This is a genomic window from Bordetella sp., assembly GCF_051960075.1.
GTDB lineage: Bacteria > Pseudomonadota > Gammaproteobacteria > Burkholderiales > Burkholderiaceae_B > Bordetella.
Genome location: NZ_JBQCER010000049.1, coordinates 16,435 through 31,620 on the forward strand (window position 1 = coordinate 16,435; position 15,186 = coordinate 31,620).

General features: G+C 63.9%; 16 protein-coding genes. 9 read left to right on the forward strand and 7 right to left on the reverse strand.

Translation table 11 applies throughout. The features are described from left to right. Positions 1–93 precede the first annotated feature (93 nt). Positions 94–882, reverse strand: coding sequence for an enoyl-CoA hydratase (locus ACTHJ1_RS06610; protein ID WP_440189510.1), 789 nt, complete (start codon positions 880–882; stop codon positions 94–96). A 102-nt stretch (positions 883–984) separates the two neighbouring features. On the opposite strand from ACTHJ1_RS06610, the gene ACTHJ1_RS06615 reads away from it, so the two are divergent. The 3 genes from ACTHJ1_RS06615 (at position 985) to def (ending at position 2,887) form a co-directional block, all read left to right on the forward strand. Further along, positions 985–1,869 (forward strand): LysR family transcriptional regulator, encoded by an 885-nt coding sequence (locus ACTHJ1_RS06615; RefSeq protein ID WP_440189513.1) that lies wholly within the window; start codon positions 985–987, stop codon positions 1,867–1,869. Positions 1,870–1,931: 62 nt separating this feature from the next. Further along, entirely contained in the window at positions 1,932–2,327 is a 396-nt protein-coding gene (gloA, locus tag ACTHJ1_RS06620; protein WP_440189516.1) for a lactoylglutathione lyase, read from the forward strand. A gap of 26 nt (positions 2,328–2,353) precedes the next feature. Next, a complete protein-coding gene (gene def / locus ACTHJ1_RS06625) occupies positions 2,354–2,887 on the forward strand; it encodes a peptide deformylase (protein ID WP_440189519.1) in 534 nt (177 codons plus the stop codon). A 90-nt stretch (positions 2,888–2,977) separates the two neighbouring features. On the opposite strand, the gene ACTHJ1_RS06630 is transcribed toward def, so the two are convergent. Then, a complete protein-coding gene (locus tag ACTHJ1_RS06630; protein ID WP_440189522.1) occupies positions 2,978–3,673 on the reverse strand; it encodes a TIGR00266 family protein in 696 nt (231 codons plus the stop codon). 118 nt (positions 3,674–3,791) lie between these two features. On the opposite strand from ACTHJ1_RS06630, the gene ACTHJ1_RS06635 reads away from it, so the two are divergent. Then, positions 3,792–4,934 carry a glycerate kinase gene (locus ACTHJ1_RS06635; protein WP_440189818.1) on the forward strand — a complete coding sequence of 381 codons (1,143 nt, stop codon included), beginning with the start codon at positions 3,792–3,794 and terminating at the stop codon, positions 4,932–4,934. Between the two features lie 22 nt (positions 4,935–4,956). On the opposite strand, the gene ACTHJ1_RS06640 is transcribed toward ACTHJ1_RS06635, so the two are convergent. The 4 genes from ACTHJ1_RS06640 to ACTHJ1_RS06655 form a co-directional block, all read right to left on the reverse strand. Next, entirely contained in the window at positions 4,957–5,487 is a 531-nt protein-coding gene (locus ACTHJ1_RS06640; RefSeq protein WP_440189525.1) for a chromate transporter, read from the reverse strand. Beyond that, positions 5,484–6,056: a chromate transporter gene (locus tag ACTHJ1_RS06645; RefSeq protein WP_440189528.1), complete on the reverse strand. Its 573-nt coding sequence runs from the start codon at positions 6,054–6,056 to the stop codon at positions 5,484–5,486. The genes ACTHJ1_RS06640 and ACTHJ1_RS06645 overlap by 4 nt, the downstream gene beginning before the upstream one ends. Positions 6,057–6,138: 82 nt before the next feature. Next, complete coding sequence (locus tag ACTHJ1_RS06650; protein WP_440189531.1) at positions 6,139–6,621, reverse strand: YajQ family cyclic di-GMP-binding protein; 483 nt, start codon at positions 6,619–6,621, stop codon at positions 6,139–6,141. Between the two features lie 55 nt (positions 6,622–6,676). Next, positions 6,677–7,354 (reverse strand): peptidoglycan DD-metalloendopeptidase family protein, encoded by a 678-nt coding sequence (locus ACTHJ1_RS06655; protein WP_440189534.1) that lies wholly within the window; start codon positions 7,352–7,354, stop codon positions 6,677–6,679. 253 nt (positions 7,355–7,607) lie between these two features. Between ACTHJ1_RS06655 and ACTHJ1_RS06660 the strand changes: the two genes are divergently transcribed. The 4 genes from ACTHJ1_RS06660 to ACTHJ1_RS06675 all read left to right on the forward strand — a co-directional run bounded on the left by ACTHJ1_RS06660 (position 7,608) and on the right by ACTHJ1_RS06675 (position 12,956). After that, positions 7,608–10,751, forward strand: coding sequence for a diguanylate cyclase domain-containing protein (locus ACTHJ1_RS06660; RefSeq protein ID WP_440189536.1), 3,144 nt, complete (start codon positions 7,608–7,610; stop codon positions 10,749–10,751). 270 nt (positions 10,752–11,021) lie between these two features. Further along, complete coding sequence (locus ACTHJ1_RS06665) at positions 11,022–11,390, forward strand: response regulator (protein ID WP_440189539.1); 369 nt, start codon at positions 11,022–11,024, stop codon at positions 11,388–11,390. Beyond that, entirely contained in the window at positions 11,383–12,006 is a 624-nt protein-coding gene (locus ACTHJ1_RS06670) for a chemotaxis protein CheC (RefSeq protein ID WP_440189542.1), read from the forward strand. The genes ACTHJ1_RS06665 and ACTHJ1_RS06670 overlap by 8 nt, the downstream gene beginning before the upstream one ends. Next, a complete protein-coding gene (locus ACTHJ1_RS06675; RefSeq protein WP_440189545.1) occupies positions 12,003–12,956 on the forward strand; it encodes a sensor domain-containing diguanylate cyclase in 954 nt (317 codons plus the stop codon). The genes ACTHJ1_RS06670 and ACTHJ1_RS06675 overlap by 4 nt, the downstream gene beginning before the upstream one ends. Positions 12,957–13,029: 73 nt before the next feature. On the opposite strand, the gene ACTHJ1_RS06680 is transcribed toward ACTHJ1_RS06675, so the two are convergent. Continuing rightward, positions 13,030–14,040 (reverse strand): LacI family DNA-binding transcriptional regulator, encoded by a 1,011-nt coding sequence (locus ACTHJ1_RS06680; RefSeq protein ID WP_440189548.1) that lies wholly within the window; start codon positions 14,038–14,040, stop codon positions 13,030–13,032. A gap of 173 nt (positions 14,041–14,213) precedes the next feature. On the opposite strand from ACTHJ1_RS06680, the gene ACTHJ1_RS06685 reads away from it, so the two are divergent. Further along, positions 14,214–15,173, forward strand: a complete 960-nt coding sequence (locus ACTHJ1_RS06685; RefSeq protein WP_440189551.1) for a Bug family tripartite tricarboxylate transporter substrate binding protein — start codon at positions 14,214–14,216, stop codon at positions 15,171–15,173. Positions 15,174–15,186 lie beyond the last annotated feature (13 nt).

Below are 15,186 nucleotides of genomic sequence, written 5' to 3' on the forward strand. Positions count from 1 at the left end.
AATGGCGCGAGTCGTCATCTTCGGCCCAAAGACAAGATATGAAAAGTTGAATCTTATGACTTCATGATTCAGTTTTCATGAATGTTGAAACTACTACGGTTTCCATTGAGGTTGACGCTTTTCGATGAAAGCGTCGATGCCCTCGCAGGCATCCTCCTCCATCATGTTGTGCGCCATGACGTCGCCCGCGTAAACATAGGCATCGGCCAGAGCCATTTGCTTCTGCTTGTAGAACATGGCCTTGCCGTAACGTATGGCCACGGGGCTCTTGCGCAGAATCTCGGCCGTCTTGCGCGTCACGGCGTCGTCCAGATCGTCGTCGGGCACCGCCTCGTTGACCAGCCCCCAATCGGCCGCCGTGGCCGCGTCGATGAAGCGCCCGGTTGCAAGCATGTCGAAGGCCCGCTTGGCCGAGACGTTGCGCGACAGAGCCACGGCCGGCGTCGAACAGAACAGTCCCACATTGATGCCCGAGACGGCAAAGCGCGCCGACTCCGCCGCGATCGCTAGATCGCAGCTGGCCACGAGCTGGCAGCCCGCCGCCGTGGCCACGCCGTGAACGCGCGCGATCACGGGTATGGGCAAAGCCTGGATCGCCTGCATCACGCGGCCGCATTTGGCGAACAACTCCCGGTAGTAGTCCAGGCGAGGCCTGCCGCGCATCTCGCGCAGGTCGTGCCCGGCGCAAAAGGCCTTGCCGGCGCCCGACAGCACCACGCAACGCGCCTGCGCATCCATGCTGATCGCGGCGAATTCGCGCTGCAGGGCATCGAGCAGCTCGTCGGACAAGGCATTGAACTGCTGCGGCCGGTTCAGGTGCAACGCCACCACGCCGCCCATGTCTTCCCTGAGCAGAACAGCGGAGGAAATTTCTGTGGTCATCGTCTTGCTCCCTAGCTAAAAGTGCCAAACCCGCAACGGTAGAGATTAAAGTAGCCGAGCTCAAGAATACGTAGAAAAACGGATAAAAGGCGTAAGAAACCAATGCGTGAAATCAGCCTGGACCGCCTGCGCACCCTCGTCAGCATCGCCGATCACGGTTCTTTCGCCGAGGCCGCGCGCCTGCTGCACCTGGCGCCGCCCACCGTCAGCCTGCACATCGCCGAACTCGAAGCCCGCGTCGGCGCGCCCCTTCTGACGCGCAAGCGCGGCCAGGTGCGGCCCACCGCCATCGGCGAGGCGCTGATCGAGCGAGCGCGGCGCCTCCTGATCGACGCCAGCCAGGCGCTGGACGACGTGCACCGCCAGGTGCAGGGCCTTTCGGGCCGCGTGCGGCTGGGCGCCTCCACCGGCGCCATCGCGCATCTGCTGCCTCAGGCCCTGGAAACGCTCAGGCGCGACCACCCCGGCATCGATGTCCAGGTTGCCGTGCTGACCTCGCAGGAAACACTTTCCGGACTGCGCCAGGGCACACTGGACGTGGGCCTGATCGCCATGCCGCAGCCGCCGGTGGCCGGACTGCGCATCCAGGCCTGGCGGCGCGATCCGGTCATGGCTTTCCTGCCGTCGCACTGGTCGAGCCCTGCCCGCATCACGCCGCGCTGGCTGGCGCAGCAGCCGCTCATTCTCAACGACGCCAGCACACGGCTTTCGCGCCAGACCATGGAATGGTTCGCCGCGGCGGGCGCGCACCCCGAACCGCGCATCGAGCTCAATTACAACGACGCCATCAAGAGCCTGGTGGCGGCCGGCTACGGCGCGGCCCTGCTGCCGCACGAGGCGGCAGCCCCCGAACCCGGACCGCGGGTCGCCATGCGCCCCCTGCGCCCGGCCTTGTGGCGCCAGTTGGGCGTCGCTCATCGCGCGGGCGACGTCGAGCGGGCAACGCGGCACGTACTGGAGGTGCTGCGCGGCATGGCCGCACAATAAAAAGCCCGGCGACTATTTCTTGCTACGATTGACGATTATCTCTGCCTGCAAGGAAGATCATCATGCGTCTGCTGCACACCATGCTGCGCGTCGGCAATCTCGACAAATCCATCGATTTCTACACCAACGTCCTGGGCATGCGCGTCCTGCGCCGCAACGACTACCCCGAAGGCAAATTCACCCTGGCCTTCGTCGGCTACCAGGAAGAGAGCGAAGGCGCCGTCATCGAGCTCACCCACAACTGGGACACCGACAAGTACGACCTGGGCACGGGCTATGGCCACATCGCCCTGCAGGTCGACGACGCCTACGATGCCTGCGCCAAGGTCAAGGCCAAGGGCGGCAAGGTCACGCGCGAAGCCGGCCCCATGAAGCACGGCACCACCGTCATCGCCTTCGTCGAAGACCCCGACGGCTACAAGATCGAGTTCATCCAGCGCAAGACGCAGCAGAGCTGAACCCCTCTCGCACGAAGACCCCATCCATGATTCACCCCATCCTCAAAATGGGCGATCCGCGACTGCTGCGCGTGGCCGCCCCCGTCGACAACTTCGGTTCGCCCGAGCTCGAAGCGCTGATCGCCGACATGTTCGAGACCATGGTCGCCGCCCATGGCGTAGGCCTGGCCGCGCCGCAGATCGGCGTGGACCAGCAACTGGTGATCTTCGGCTTCGAGCACAACGAGCGCTACCCCGACGCGCCCGCCGTTCCGCTCACGGTGCTATGCAACCCCGTCATCACGCCCCTGTCCGACGAGACGGAAGACGGCTGGGAAGGCTGCCTCTCGGTGCCCGGCATGCGCGGCGAAGTCCCGCGCTACCGCCGCATCCGCTACAGCGGCGTCGACCCCCAGGGCAAGCCCATCGAACGCGAAGCCGAAGGCTTTCACGCGCGCGTGGTGCAGCACGAATGCGACCACCTGATCGGCCGCCTCTACCCCTCCCGCATCCGCGACTTCGCGCGCTTCGGCTTTACCGAGGTGCTCTTTCCCGGCATGGATCCGAATAGCGACGATTGATCAATCAATCCGTGTTCGATCGCTGTTCAATCCCGAGAGGGCCTGCACCCCGCCGCGAGCATGCCGGCAAGAGCTCGAAAACAATCGCCCTTACTTCTGCGGCGCCGGCAGATAAGGAATGATGGCGTGTGCAATATTCGGCACGGCCAGGCTTTGCAGCCACACCTTCCCCGGCCCCGACAGATTCGCCACGAACAAGCCGTCCCCGCCGAAGAGCACGTTCTTGATGCCCTTCATCAGCGTCATGTCGAAGCCCACGCCGGCCTCGAACATCCCGATATGCCCCGGATGCACGCGCAGCGACTCGCCCGGCGCCAGATCGTAGAAAACCACGTCTCCGCCCAGCTCCACCCAGGCCTGCCCGCTGCCGCCCAGTTTCTGCATGATGAAGCCTTCCCCGCCGAAAATCCCGGCGCCCAGCGACCGCTGGAATCCGATCGACAGCTCGACATCCCGCGTGCCGCACAGAAAGCCGTGGCGATGCACCATGTAGTTGGACTGCGGATTCAACTCGACCTGCACGATCTGGCCCGGCATCTTGGAAGCGAAAGCCACCATGCCCTGACCCGACGACGCCTCGTAGGTATTGAGGAACAGCCCGCCGCCCGACAAGGCGCGTCCGATCGCGCCGAAAATGCCCTTGGCGCCGCCGGCCCCCATCTTGGTCTGCAGCTCGACATTGGCGGACATCCAGGAAAACTGCGCGGGCTCGGAGATGATCTGTTCGCCCGGCTCCAGGGTCAGTTGCAGAACCGGCATGGTGCTGCCGGAGATTTCGGCTTGCATGGCTACCTCCTTTGAAGCGGATGGGGCGATACGTATCGCCGGCGCCAGCATGTATCATCGAACGGCCCTGCCCTCGCCGGCGGTTCCCGGACTTATAACGCACCCTGAAGACGTCCACGTGAAAATCGTCATCGCTCCCGACTCGTTCAAAGAAAGCCTGACCGCACCCGCCGTGGCGCAAGCCATCGCGCAAGGCGTGCTCAAGGCCGCGCCGCACGCGCAGGTCGTTTGCGTGCCCATGGCCGACGGCGGCGAAGGCACGGTGCAGGCCGTGCTGGCCGCCACCGGCGGGCAGTGGCGCGAAACCGAAGTGCGTGGCGCGCTGGACGAACCGCGCCAGGCCGGCTGGGGCTGGCTGGGCGCGGGCAGCGCCGTCATCGAAATGGCCACGGCCGCCGGCCTGGAGCTCATCGCGCCCGATGAACGCCGGCCCCTGCGCGCCAGCAGCTACGGCGTGGGCCAGCTGGTGCGCGCCGCGCTCGACGCGGGCGCCACCCGCATCATTCTGGGCCTGGGCGGCTCGTCCACCAACGACGGCGGCGCCGGCATGCTCGCGGCGCTGGGCGCGCGCCTGCTCGACGCGCAGGGCCGTGAGCTTGCCGGCGGGGGCGGCGCGCTGGGCGCGCTGGCCTCGCTGGATCTATCGGGCCTGGATCCGCGCCTGAAGCAGACGCGCTTCGACGTTGCCTGCGACGTCGACAATCCATTGTGCGGCCCCAAGGGCGCCGCGCACATTTTCGGACCCCAGAAAGGCGCCACGCCCGAACAGGTGTCGGAACTCGACCGCAATCTGTCGCACTACGCCGATGTCTGCGCGCGCCATCTGCCGCATGATGCGCGCGATCTGCCCGGGGCCGGCGCGGCCGGCGGCCTGGGCTATGCGGCGCTGGCCTTTCTCGGCGCGCGCTTCCATCCCGGCGTGGAACTGGTGGCCGAAATCAGCGGATTGGAACAGGCTCTGGAGGGCGCGGCCCTGGCCTATACCGGCGAGGGTCGCATGGACGCACAGACTCTGCACGGCAAGACGCCAGCCGGCGTGGCGCGCATCGCGCGCAAGTTGGGCGTGCCCGTCGTAGCCCTGGCCGGCTCGCTGGGCGAAGGCTACGAAGCCCTGCACGATATCGGCATCACCGCCGCCTTCAGCCTGGCCGGCGGCCCGATCAGCCTGGCCGACGCCGTCAGGCAGGCGCCGACCCTGCTGGCCCAGCGCGCCTGCGATGCGACCCGCCTTTGGCTGGCGGCGGGTAAGCGGCGGCTCTAGAGGCCGAATCTTGCAGGCCGGCCTAGAAAAAGCCCGACACCAATCCGATCGCCGCGCCGCCGAACAGTATCCACAGCGGATGCACTTTCTTGGCGAATACCGATATCGACGCTGCAGCAAGCACAATGCACGCCAGAACGAAACCGTGCGCCGCCACCTTGGTGATCAGCCAGGCGCTGGCGATGAACAGGCCGGCCGTCACGGGAATCAGGGCCGACTGCACCACGCTGCGCCAGGGCCTGTCCTTGAAGCGCTCCCAAAGCCCCATGGCGATCAAGGTGATGCAATAAGAGGGCAGGAACATGCCGACGACCGACGCAAGCAGTCCCGGCAGCCCGGCAACATGCCAGCCCAATAGCGCAACGATCATCATGTTCGGTCCGGGCGCGGCCTGACTCAGCGCGAACAGCGCGTTGAAATCCGCCGCCGACATCCAGTGATGCACCGAAACGACCTGGCGCTGCATCTCGGGCAGAATGGTATTGCCGCCCCCGAAAGCCAGCACCGACAACTGCGCAAAGATCCCGAGCAGGGTTGCGAGGATACCGGTCATTTGATCCTCCGCCAGATCACCAGGACGGCGCTCGCCAATGTCAGGCCCGCCATGCCGTACAGCAGGGGAACCCGCGCCAGAGCGATCACGACGAAACTCAGGCAGGCCATGCCCAGGGCCGGCCTGTCGCGAAGCAGCGGCCTGGCGACCTTGATGCCCATCGCGATCATCAGCCCGGAAGCCGCTGCGGCCAAGCCGGCGAACAGGTGCTGCACATGAGCGTCGTCACGGAAATGGTCGTAGATCATGCCCAGAAAGACCACCACGATCGCAGGCATCGTGATCATGCCCAGGAGCCCCGCCAGGGCGCCCCTGGGGCCGCGGAACTTCATGCCCACCGCTACCGACATGTTGATGATGTTGCCGCCCGGCAGGAACTGGCACAAGCCGAGCAGCTCGGTGAACTCCTCGCCGGTGAGCCAGCCCTCGCGCTCGACCAGCATGCGGCGCGACAGAGGCAGTGCGCCGCCGAACGAGATCATGCCCAGGCGGAAAAAGCCCATGAAAATTTCGCGGCTGGTAGGCCGGCGCGCGGAATCCAGCGCGGTGGATGCGACGACAGAAGCCATGGAGTAGGCACTCGCTGTATTCGGGTTTACACGAATCAGCGTCAGGCTACTCTTATATAAGACTTATGTCGATCTTTCCGGGTCAATCGCGGAAATTCTGGAACTGCAGGGGCAGTTCCACGTCGGTCTTGCGCAACAAAGCGATGGCCGCCTGCAGATCGTCGCGCTTTTTGCCCGTGACCCGCAGCTTGTCGCCGTTGATCTGGCTTTCCACCTTGATTTTGCTGCCTTTGATCGCGGCCACCAGCTTTTTGGCCACGGCCTGCTCGATGCCCTGCTTGATGGTGACCTTCTGGCGGGCGCCGCCCAGATTCTCGAGCATCTCGCCCGGATCCACGCAGCGCACGTCGATGCTGCGGGCCGACAGGCGCCCGCGCAGGATGTCGAGCATCTGCTTGACCTGGAAAGCGGAGGCGGCCACGAGGGTGACCACGTAGCCCTCGAGCTCGAAGCTGGCCTGCACGCCCTTGAAATCGAAGCGCGTGGCCAGCTCGCGATTGGCCTGGTCTACCGCATTGGTCAGTTCGTGTTTATCGACCTCGGACACGACGTCGAAGCTGGGCATGGCGCAAATCCTGATGGCAAATGGCGGAGAAACAAGTTTAACCGCCCCGCCGCGTTCACCGCCGGGGCAGCACGCCCAAGGGATTGACCGGCTGCCCGCCGTGGCGCAACTCGAAATACAGCTCCACCCGGCGCGCGTCCGTATTGCCCATTTCGGCGATACGCTGCCCCTGCCTGACGTGCTCGCCCTGCTTGACCAACAGCTTGCTGTTGTGCGCGTAGATGGTCAGGAAATCGCGATCGTGCCGAATGATCACCATCTTGCCGTAACCGCGCAGCCCGCTGTTGGCATAGGCCACGGTGCCGGCCGCCGCCGCCATCACGGGCGAACCGGTTTCACCCGTGATGACCAGTCCGCGGGAACTGGAGCCGTTGTAGCTCGCCAACAGCTTGCCCCGGGCCGGCCAGATCAGCGAAATGCCATGCACCGGCGCCGAGGCCGATGCGGCTGCGCCTATGTAGGGCGCAGGCTTTGCCACGCCGCGATTGTCGCCGTGCGAGGGGGCTTCGCGGCCCTTGGTGCTGGCGTCGTGAAACGGGGGCTGCACCCGCAGGAGCATGCCAGCCGAGATTTCGTTGGCATTGGAGAGCTTGTTCCAGCGGATCAGGTCGTAGGTGCTCTGTCCGAAGCGGCGCGAGATATGCAGCAGCGTATCGCCCTCCTTCACCCGGTAGTACGCGGCGGAGTTGGCCGGCGCAGTCGAGTTGAACGTTGCGGCGCAGGCGGCCAGCATGACGAGTAAGGCGGCGCCGATGGCGCGCCGTCCCCATAGAATCCAGGGGCGTGCCTTGAAAAGAAGGCGTGGCGAGAGTCGAAGCGTAATGGCGGGCACAGAGAGTTTTCGTTAACGGGAAGCGGGCTAAGAGTAGCAGGAAGTCCGCACTGGAAAGTCGTCCGACGGCCCGGAACAGGTTGAATTTAGGATTATCTTGACTCAATCTGGTACTTTCTCTGACGTTGCGCCCCAACAATAGCCTCGCCAAATCATGTCACTCCTGGCCCTGCAAGACTTGCTGTCCGCGCTCAGCAGCGATGCGCCGCTCGGCAAGATCATGGATTCGCTGTGCCGCGAAATCGAGCGCGTCGCGCCCGAGATCGTCGCCTGCATCCTGGCCCTGGACGAAAACAAGCGGATACGTCCGCTGGCATCGCCCAGCCTGCCGGACCACTACAGCCAGGCGCTGGAGGGGCTGCCCAATTCCCCTACCGTCGGCACGTGCGGCGTGGCCATGACCTATGCCAGGCCGCACCTGACCTACGATATCGAGCAGGATCCGAACTGGACCGAATACCGGTACGCCGTCGAGCCGCTGCAACTGCGCGCATGCTGGTCCAACCCCATCACGCGCCGCGACGGACGGGTTCTGGGGAGCCTGGCCTTCTACTTCAGGGAACCCACCCGGCCCTCGGAATTTCATGAGTCGCTGGCCAAGGTCAGCCTCAATCTGTGCACCCTTGCCTTCGAGCACGAAGAAGCGCAGCACAACATTCAGAAGCTCGCCTATTTCGACACGCTGACCGGCCTGCCCAACCGCACGATGCTGCGCAGGGAACTCAAGCGCATGCTGTCGGACGCGCAGCGCGCCGCCGCCTCTTTCGCCCTGGTGTTCATCGACCTGGACAACTTCAAAGAGGTCAACGACAACCACGGCCATCTTGCCGGCGACGAAGTTCTCTGCCAGACCGCCCGCCGGCTGCAGGACTGCACGCGCGAGCAGGATCTCGTGGGGCGGCTGGGCGGCGACGAGTTCCTGGCGGTCATCCACGACGGCGACTCGAGCCAGGTCAACGCCATCGTCCAGCGCATTCTGGCATTGCTGCACAAGCCCCTGGCCATCACCGGCGAACACGCCGCCATCGTCCAGATTTCGGCCAGTCTGGGGGTGAGCTTTTATCCCAAAGACGGCCGCGACATCGATACGCTGCTGAACAACGCCGACACGGCGATGTACAAGTCCAAGAACGCAGGCAAAAACCTCGCCTCGTTCTTCCAGACGCCCACCGCGCCGCGCATGCAGGCCCCGGCAAATGCAGACGCCGCCCCCGCGGCCATCCTGGCCGCCGGCGGCAACGCGCAGGACACGCGCTACGGCCCGTCGGTAAACGCCGACATGGCGGCCTTGTCGCGAGACATTCCTTCAGTCATCGATAGCATCGTCGATCAGTTCTACGATCAGATCGTCGTATTGCCGGGTCACAAGCATCTGATCAATTGCCTGTCTCCCGACGAACGGCGGCATCTGAAGCGGCAGCAGGTGCGAAATCTGACGGAACTGTGCTCACCCGACCTGACCGACGAGCAGCACGAGGATATGGCACTCAAGACCGGTCGCATTCATGCCGTCACCGGCCTGTCGAGCGAACAGGTCATCACCAGCTACGACATCCTCTACACCATTTTGCGCGAACACGTGGACGCCGCGCGGCACGGCGCAGCGCTGGCAGTGCTGGCCCGGCGCCTGATTCGCGACCTGGCATGGCAGATGGCCGCCGCGCAATCTCTGCAGCTTGCGCGCCACAAGATTCTGCTCAAGATCAGCGACCTGTGCTGGAACGCCGAGAACTACACCGACCTCATCACCAAGACCGCCGATCTGCTGATCGAACTGGACGGCATTGCCGGATGCGTCTTCATGCGCCCGGATGCGCACGGCATTCTCAGGGCCGAGGCCCTGGCCGGAGCGGAAGTGGCCAACCTGCTCGCGCGCGGGGAAGCCCTGCAAAAAAAATGGATCCAGGAAGGCAAGGAGCCCATGCAGCCGGGCTCTACGGTGTCGGCCTGGAAAAGCGGCCACATCGAACGCTGCCTGAACTACACCACCGACCCGAAAGTCGCGGCCTGGCGGGAATCGGCCATGCAGGCGGGCTACCGGTCCAACATCAACCTGCCGCTGGTGCCGATCAACGGCCGCGACCCCACGGCCGTGCTCGTCATCTACAGCGCGCTGCCCGGCGGCTTTTCCTCGCTCGAGCAAGATGCCTTCTTCATCCAGATCAAGACCCTGCTCACCTTCGGCATCAGCAAGCTCGAAGCCTTCAAGGGCTCGGCCATCTCGATCCCCCATTCGACCCGAAAGCGCTGGCAGGACCTGCTGCGCAACGGAGGGCTGCAGATGTATTACCAGCCCATCGTCAATCCGCACACCCGGCAAGTCAAAAAAGTCGAGGCGCTTGCCCGGCTGTGCGACGGCGACAGAGTCCTCGCGCCCGGCGACTTCTTCCCGGCCCTGTCGTCCGAAGATTTCTACATCATTTTCGAGCAGGGCCTGAACCAGGCGCTGCGGCAACGCGCCGAGTGGATCGCGCAGAACAAAATCCAACTGGATATCACGCTCAACCTGCCCACCTCCGCCCTGGGCAACCCGCGCTATGTCGAAGCCGCGAAGCAGGCCTTGAGCCTGCACGGCTGCCCGCCCGGCACGCTTACCCTGGAATTGCTGGAAACCGAGGAGATCTCGCCCAGCATCGACCTGCTGGGCGCCCTGGAAGCCTATAAGCAACTGGGCGTCTGCCTGGCGGAAGACGATCTGGGATCGGGCTACAGCACGCTGACGCGCCTGCGTGAAATGCCTTTCGATTTCATCAAGATCGACCGCAGCATCATCAGCCAGGCCGACAAAGACCCCTACAACACCCTGCGCTTTGTCTACCAGCTGACCCGGCTCGGACACAGCCTGGGCAAGCAGGTCATCGTCGAGGGCGTGGAAGATGCCGCGCTGTTGGACGCGGTGGCGCAGTTAGGGCCCAACTATGTTCAAGGATTCGCCATTGCCAAGCCGATGCCCGCTTCGATGTTTCCGCAATGGCTCGGCGAGTGGCATTACGCGGCGCCTCTTGCGCCAAGCGAGAGTGATGCGCTGTCCCGCCTGGCCGACGCGCTGATCTGGGAAGAAGGCTTGCACGTGATTCACAAGGAAATCCCGGACTTCGCCGCCAAGGCGGCCATGCTGGAAGAAATGTACGCCGGTATGCTGAACAAGCCCGCCTCGTCTCCGGAAGAGCGCTTTCTGCGCGCCGATCTCGTTCAATACGCCCAGCGCAGCGGTCTGCACGACAGGGAGTATCTCGCGGCGCGCGAGCGCATGGTGGCGCTGTTGATGCGGGATCAGGCGCGCGGAATAAAACTTTGATTGCTAACAAGCGTTCGATTCCTCTTTTTTGCTTATAAGCAGATTGCAATTTCTTGCATTTGCTTCGAAAATTACGCGACCAATAAGCCGTTGCTGCAACTGAAAATGCCCCGCACAGCCTGGAGCGCGATCGATACGTCATTTCTTGCCCTGGCGGCTGTTGCACTTGCCGGATACCTCCCGCCGCGCCCGAGCCTGCGGCCCACTTCATGAGCCTCGCTCAGGCTGGCGTTTTTCGACACCGCAAACCTCCCGAATATCCACCCGACTATGCCTTTGCCCGTTGTTATTGCTGATGATTCGTTGCTGGCCCGCAAAGTCATGACCAAAGCGTTGCCGTCGGGCTGGGATATAGAAATTACCTATGCGACCAACGGGCGCGAGGCGCTCGATGCCTGCCGGGCGGGCAAGGCCTCGGTCATGTTTCTGGATCTCACCATGCCCGACATGACCGGATTCCAGGTGCTCGAAGCCATGCAGCAAGAAGACCTGAATTCGTCCGTCATCGTCGTGTCAGCCGACGTACAGCCGATCGCGCGCGAGCGCGTGCTTGCGCTCGGCGCATTGGAGTTCATCGCAAAGCCCGTCATGCCCGAGACGCTGCTGCCGGTTCTCAAGGAACACGGGCTGTATGACTGAGTCTTTTTTCACCGAGATGCAGCGCGACGCGCTGCAGGAAATCTCCAATCTCGCGATGGGGACTGCGGCGAAAGGGCTGTCCGAACTGCTTGACGCGTTCATCGAACTGTCAGTACCGCGCGTGCGCAGCGTTGCGATCGGCGAGGCTGCGCACGCGCTGCGCGAGATGACGGGCCTGGACGGCGCCGTCACCGCGGTGCGGCAAAGCTTTCGCTCCGGCATCAAGGGCGAGGCACTCGTCATCTGCCGCAGCGGCGAGATCGCCGATCTCGCGATGCTTGCGCAAAGCCTGGATGGAGAGTCCTCGCACGAAACGATGGGCGAAAACGAACTGGTGTTCGACATCGCCAACGTGGTCACGGGCGCCTGCGTGTCGTCGATCCTCGACCAGCTCGGCACGACGCCCGTGTTCTCGCCGCCGGGTCTGATCGGCGGTGGCATGTCCCTCGATGAAGTATTTCGGCCCGACGTGCTGACCTGGGACATGGCGCTGCTGCTCGAAGTCAATTTCTCGCTCGAAGACCGGAATTTCCGCGTGCACCTGGTCATGCTCATGGCACAGGAGTCGATCCGCATCGTGCGCGACGCGCTGGACGCGCTGCTGGGCGAGACATGAACGATACGGCAGGACAGGCATTGGATCCGTCGCTGTCCGAGTTGGTAGTGGAACGAGTAGGCCTGGGCATCTTCGTCGTCGACCGCGATCTGAACGTGCAGATGTGGAACCGCTTCATGCACGAGCACAGCGGGCTGTCCGCACAGCAGGTCATCGGGCGATCGCTCTTCGACAGTTTCCCCGATCTGCCCCGCGAGTGGTTGACGCGCAAGGTGAAAAGCGTTTTTGTGCTCGGCAGCTTCGCGTTCAGCTCATGGGAACAGCGGCCCTACCTTTTCCGTTTCGAGCACGACCGGCCGATTACCGGCGGAATCGACTACATGCAGCAAAACTGCACGTTCATGCCGCTGACGCGCGGCCGCGAAGTGGTGGCGGTGTGCGTGACGATCACCGACGCGACAGACGTGAGCATCGTGCAGCGCGAGCGCGAAGAGGCGCTTGCCAAACTGCGTGAATACGCGAATCACGACGGTTTGACCGGCATTACCAACCGGCGCTACTTCGAAGCGCGGATGCGCGACGAGTTCAAGCGCTGGCAGCGCCAAGGCGGCGAACTGTCGATGTTGCTGTTCGACCTGGACCACTTCAAGAAAATCAACGACGAGTTCGGCCATGTGGCGGGCGATGCCGTGCTGCGCGCCACAGCGCAGCGGGTATCGGCCGTAATCTGCCCGGAATACACTTTCGGACGCTTCGGCGGCGAGGAATTCGCGCTGCTGCTGCCCGCCACCACGCTCGACGAAGCCATGATCGTCGCCGAGAAGGTGCGGCTCACCATCGGCGCCGATCCGGTAGAGGTCGACGGCGTGCGCATTGCAGTGACGGCCAGCTGCGGCGCCGCGGCGGCACGCGCGCAAAACGACGACTGCGTATCGCTGGTCAACGACGCGGACGCCGCGCTCTATGCCGCCAAGCGCGAGGGGCGCAATCGCTCGGTGCGGTTCGCCTGATCTGCGTCTGCGACCCGTCGACGGCAGCCGCGCGACGACAGCGCATTCGCGGCCGATGTCTTATCGTCGAACCCTAGCTCGACCGGCCGGATGTGGCGGCGCCCGTCGACTCGCGTTCGATCAGGCGAAAACCGACATCGATGATCGACTGCTCCTCCACTTTGCCGCGGCATCGATCCATGATGAGCTGGGCGGCCAGCCGCCCCATACCCGAACCGTCCACGTGCACCGTCGTGATCGAAGGGACCGTGTACTCGCTGAAGTCGGTGTTGCCGAACCCGCACACCGCCAGATCTTCCGGTACGCGCATTCCACGCGCCCGCGCCTCCGTCAGCACACCGTTGGCCAGCATGTCCGACGTGCAGCACACCGCTTCCAGCTTGGGAGATTTTTCCAGCAGCTCGGTCAGCGCCCGCCGCCCGCGCTCCAGATTGCTCGGCGGCTGCACCACGGCGATCGGTACGTCGCCGCCATACGTGGTTCTGAAGCCGTCGGTACGCAGCCTGGCCCGAGGGTCGGCCCCGGTCACCGCGCCGACATGCTTCCAGCCCTTGGAGAGGAAATATCCTCCCAGCGTGCTGCCGACCTTCAAATGGGAAAAACCCACGGACATATCCACGGGCCGATCGCTCAGCTCCCATAGCTCCACCACGGGCAGGCCGCTGCGGCGCAGCCTGTCGCGGGCGCGCTGGGTCTGCACCAGGCCCACCACCACGATGCCGTCGGGCTGGCGACTGATCATGGTGTCGAGCACCGCCGCTTCTCGCGCGGGGTCGTATCCGGTTTCACCCAGGAGCAGTTGATAGCCTTCGCGAGCGAGTGTCGACGACAGGGCCTGCATGATCGGCAGGAATTCCGTCACGGCCAGCGCGGGGAACACGCCGGCTATCGTCAAACTGCGCTTGGACTTCAGGCCGCCAGCAAGCATATTGGGGATGTAGCCCGTCGCCTCGACGGCCTGCTGGACTTTTTCCCGGGACTTGGCGGACACGATGTCCGGATTGCTCAGGGCGCGCGACGCCGTGATCAAAGACACGCCGGCCGCCCGGGAGACGTCGCGTAGAGTTGCGGGTTTCTGCTTCAAGATTGGGGTTTTCCCTTGCTTGAATTATATTGACTTGGAATTTGATAACGATATCATTCTAAAAATTCCAGCGCGACATATTTCAAGAAAGGCCAGGGTTTTCCCCTGTAAAACTAAAAAAGCGATGTAATTCGCTTAAAAATGATAACGGTATCATTTTGATGGAGACAAAAATGAAGAAAACGCTGCTAGCCCTGATCCTGGGTGTGGTGAGCCTGAGCGCGCATGCCGCCGCTTGGCCCGATAGGCCCGTCACGCTCATCGTCCCCTTCCCGCCCGGCGGCTCCACCGACCAAGTGGCACGCGCGCTGGCGGCCGACATGGGGCAAAAGCTCCATCAGAACTTCATTGTCGAAAACCGCGCAGGAGCCACCGGCACCATCGGCGCAGGCTTCGTCGCGCGCGCCAAGCCCGACGGCTACACCTTCCTGGTGACCTCGCTCGGCCCGCTGGTGATCGTGCCGCACCTGATGAAGAACCTGCCTTTCGATCCTCTGAAAGACTTCACGCCGATCACGGTCGCCGTATCTTCGCCCAACGTGCTGGTCGTGCCCGGCAACTCGAAGTTCAAGAGTGTGGCCGACATCGTCGCCTACGAAAAAGCCCACCCGAACCGGGTGACCTTCGCCTCGTCGGGCGTGGGGTCGAGCGACCACCTCTCGGCCGCCCTGTTCTGGCAGCGCAGCGGCACGACCGGCATCCACGTCCCCTATCAGGGCGGCGGGCCGGCCCAGACCGATCTCATGGGCGGGCAGGTCGACGCTTCGTTCCAGAATTTGAACACCGTACTGCCGTACATCCAGGCCGGACGCATGCACGCCCTGGGCATCACCAGCGCCGCGCGCGCGCCCCTGCTGCCCGACGTCCCCACCATGGCCGAAGCCGGCGTCAAGAACATGGTCGTCACGTCCTGGCAAGCCGTCGTCGCGCCCAAGGGCATGCCCAAGGGCCTGCGCGACGAAGTGGCCGCCGCCTTCGTCAAGGCCTTGAACGATCCCAAAGTCAAGACGCCCTTCACATCGGTGGGCTACGACCTCATCGCCGATACGCCCGACCAGTTCACCACGTTCATGCAGCAGGACTCGGCGCGCTGGAAAAGCGTGATCGAGGCCGGCCACATCACCATTCACTAATCACCTGCCCGGA

What these genes read in the sequence shown, in the direction of transcription:
- ACTHJ1_RS06610 (WP_440189510.1), bottom strand. Translation starts at nt 882, where the DNA reads ATGACCACAGAAATTTCCTCCGCTGTTCTGCTCAGGGAAGACATGGGC.
- ACTHJ1_RS06615 (WP_440189513.1), top strand. Translation starts at nt 985, where the DNA reads ATGCGTGAAATCAGCCTGGACCGCCTGCGCACCCTCGTCAGCATCGCC.
- gloA (WP_440189516.1), top strand. Translation starts at nt 1,932, where the DNA reads ATGCGTCTGCTGCACACCATGCTGCGCGTCGGCAATCTCGACAAATCC.
- def (WP_440189519.1), top strand. Translation starts at nt 2,354, where the DNA reads ATGATTCACCCCATCCTCAAAATGGGCGATCCGCGACTGCTGCGCGTG.
- ACTHJ1_RS06630 (WP_440189522.1), bottom strand. Translation starts at nt 3,673, where the DNA reads ATGCAAGCCGAAATCTCCGGCAGCACCATGCCGGTTCTGCAACTGACC.
- ACTHJ1_RS06640 (WP_440189525.1), bottom strand. Translation starts at nt 5,487, where the DNA reads ATGACCGGTATCCTCGCAACCCTGCTCGGGATCTTTGCGCAGTTGTCG.
- ACTHJ1_RS06645 (WP_440189528.1), bottom strand. Translation starts at nt 6,056, where the DNA reads ATGGCTTCTGTCGTCGCATCCACCGCGCTGGATTCCGCGCGCCGGCCT.
- ACTHJ1_RS06650 (WP_440189531.1), bottom strand. Translation starts at nt 6,621, where the DNA reads ATGCCCAGCTTCGACGTCGTGTCCGAGGTCGATAAACACGAACTGACC.
- ACTHJ1_RS06655 (WP_440189534.1), bottom strand. Translation starts at nt 7,354, where the DNA reads ATGCTGGCCGCCTGCGCCGCAACGTTCAACTCGACTGCGCCGGCCAAC.
- ACTHJ1_RS06660 (WP_440189536.1), top strand. Translation starts at nt 7,608, where the DNA reads ATGTCACTCCTGGCCCTGCAAGACTTGCTGTCCGCGCTCAGCAGCGAT.
- ACTHJ1_RS06665 (WP_440189539.1), top strand. Translation starts at nt 11,022, where the DNA reads ATGCCTTTGCCCGTTGTTATTGCTGATGATTCGTTGCTGGCCCGCAAA.
- ACTHJ1_RS06670 (WP_440189542.1), top strand. Translation starts at nt 11,383, where the DNA reads ATGACTGAGTCTTTTTTCACCGAGATGCAGCGCGACGCGCTGCAGGAA.
- ACTHJ1_RS06675 (WP_440189545.1), top strand. Translation starts at nt 12,003, where the DNA reads ATGAACGATACGGCAGGACAGGCATTGGATCCGTCGCTGTCCGAGTTG.
- ACTHJ1_RS06685 (WP_440189551.1), top strand. Translation starts at nt 14,214, where the DNA reads ATGAAGAAAACGCTGCTAGCCCTGATCCTGGGTGTGGTGAGCCTGAGC.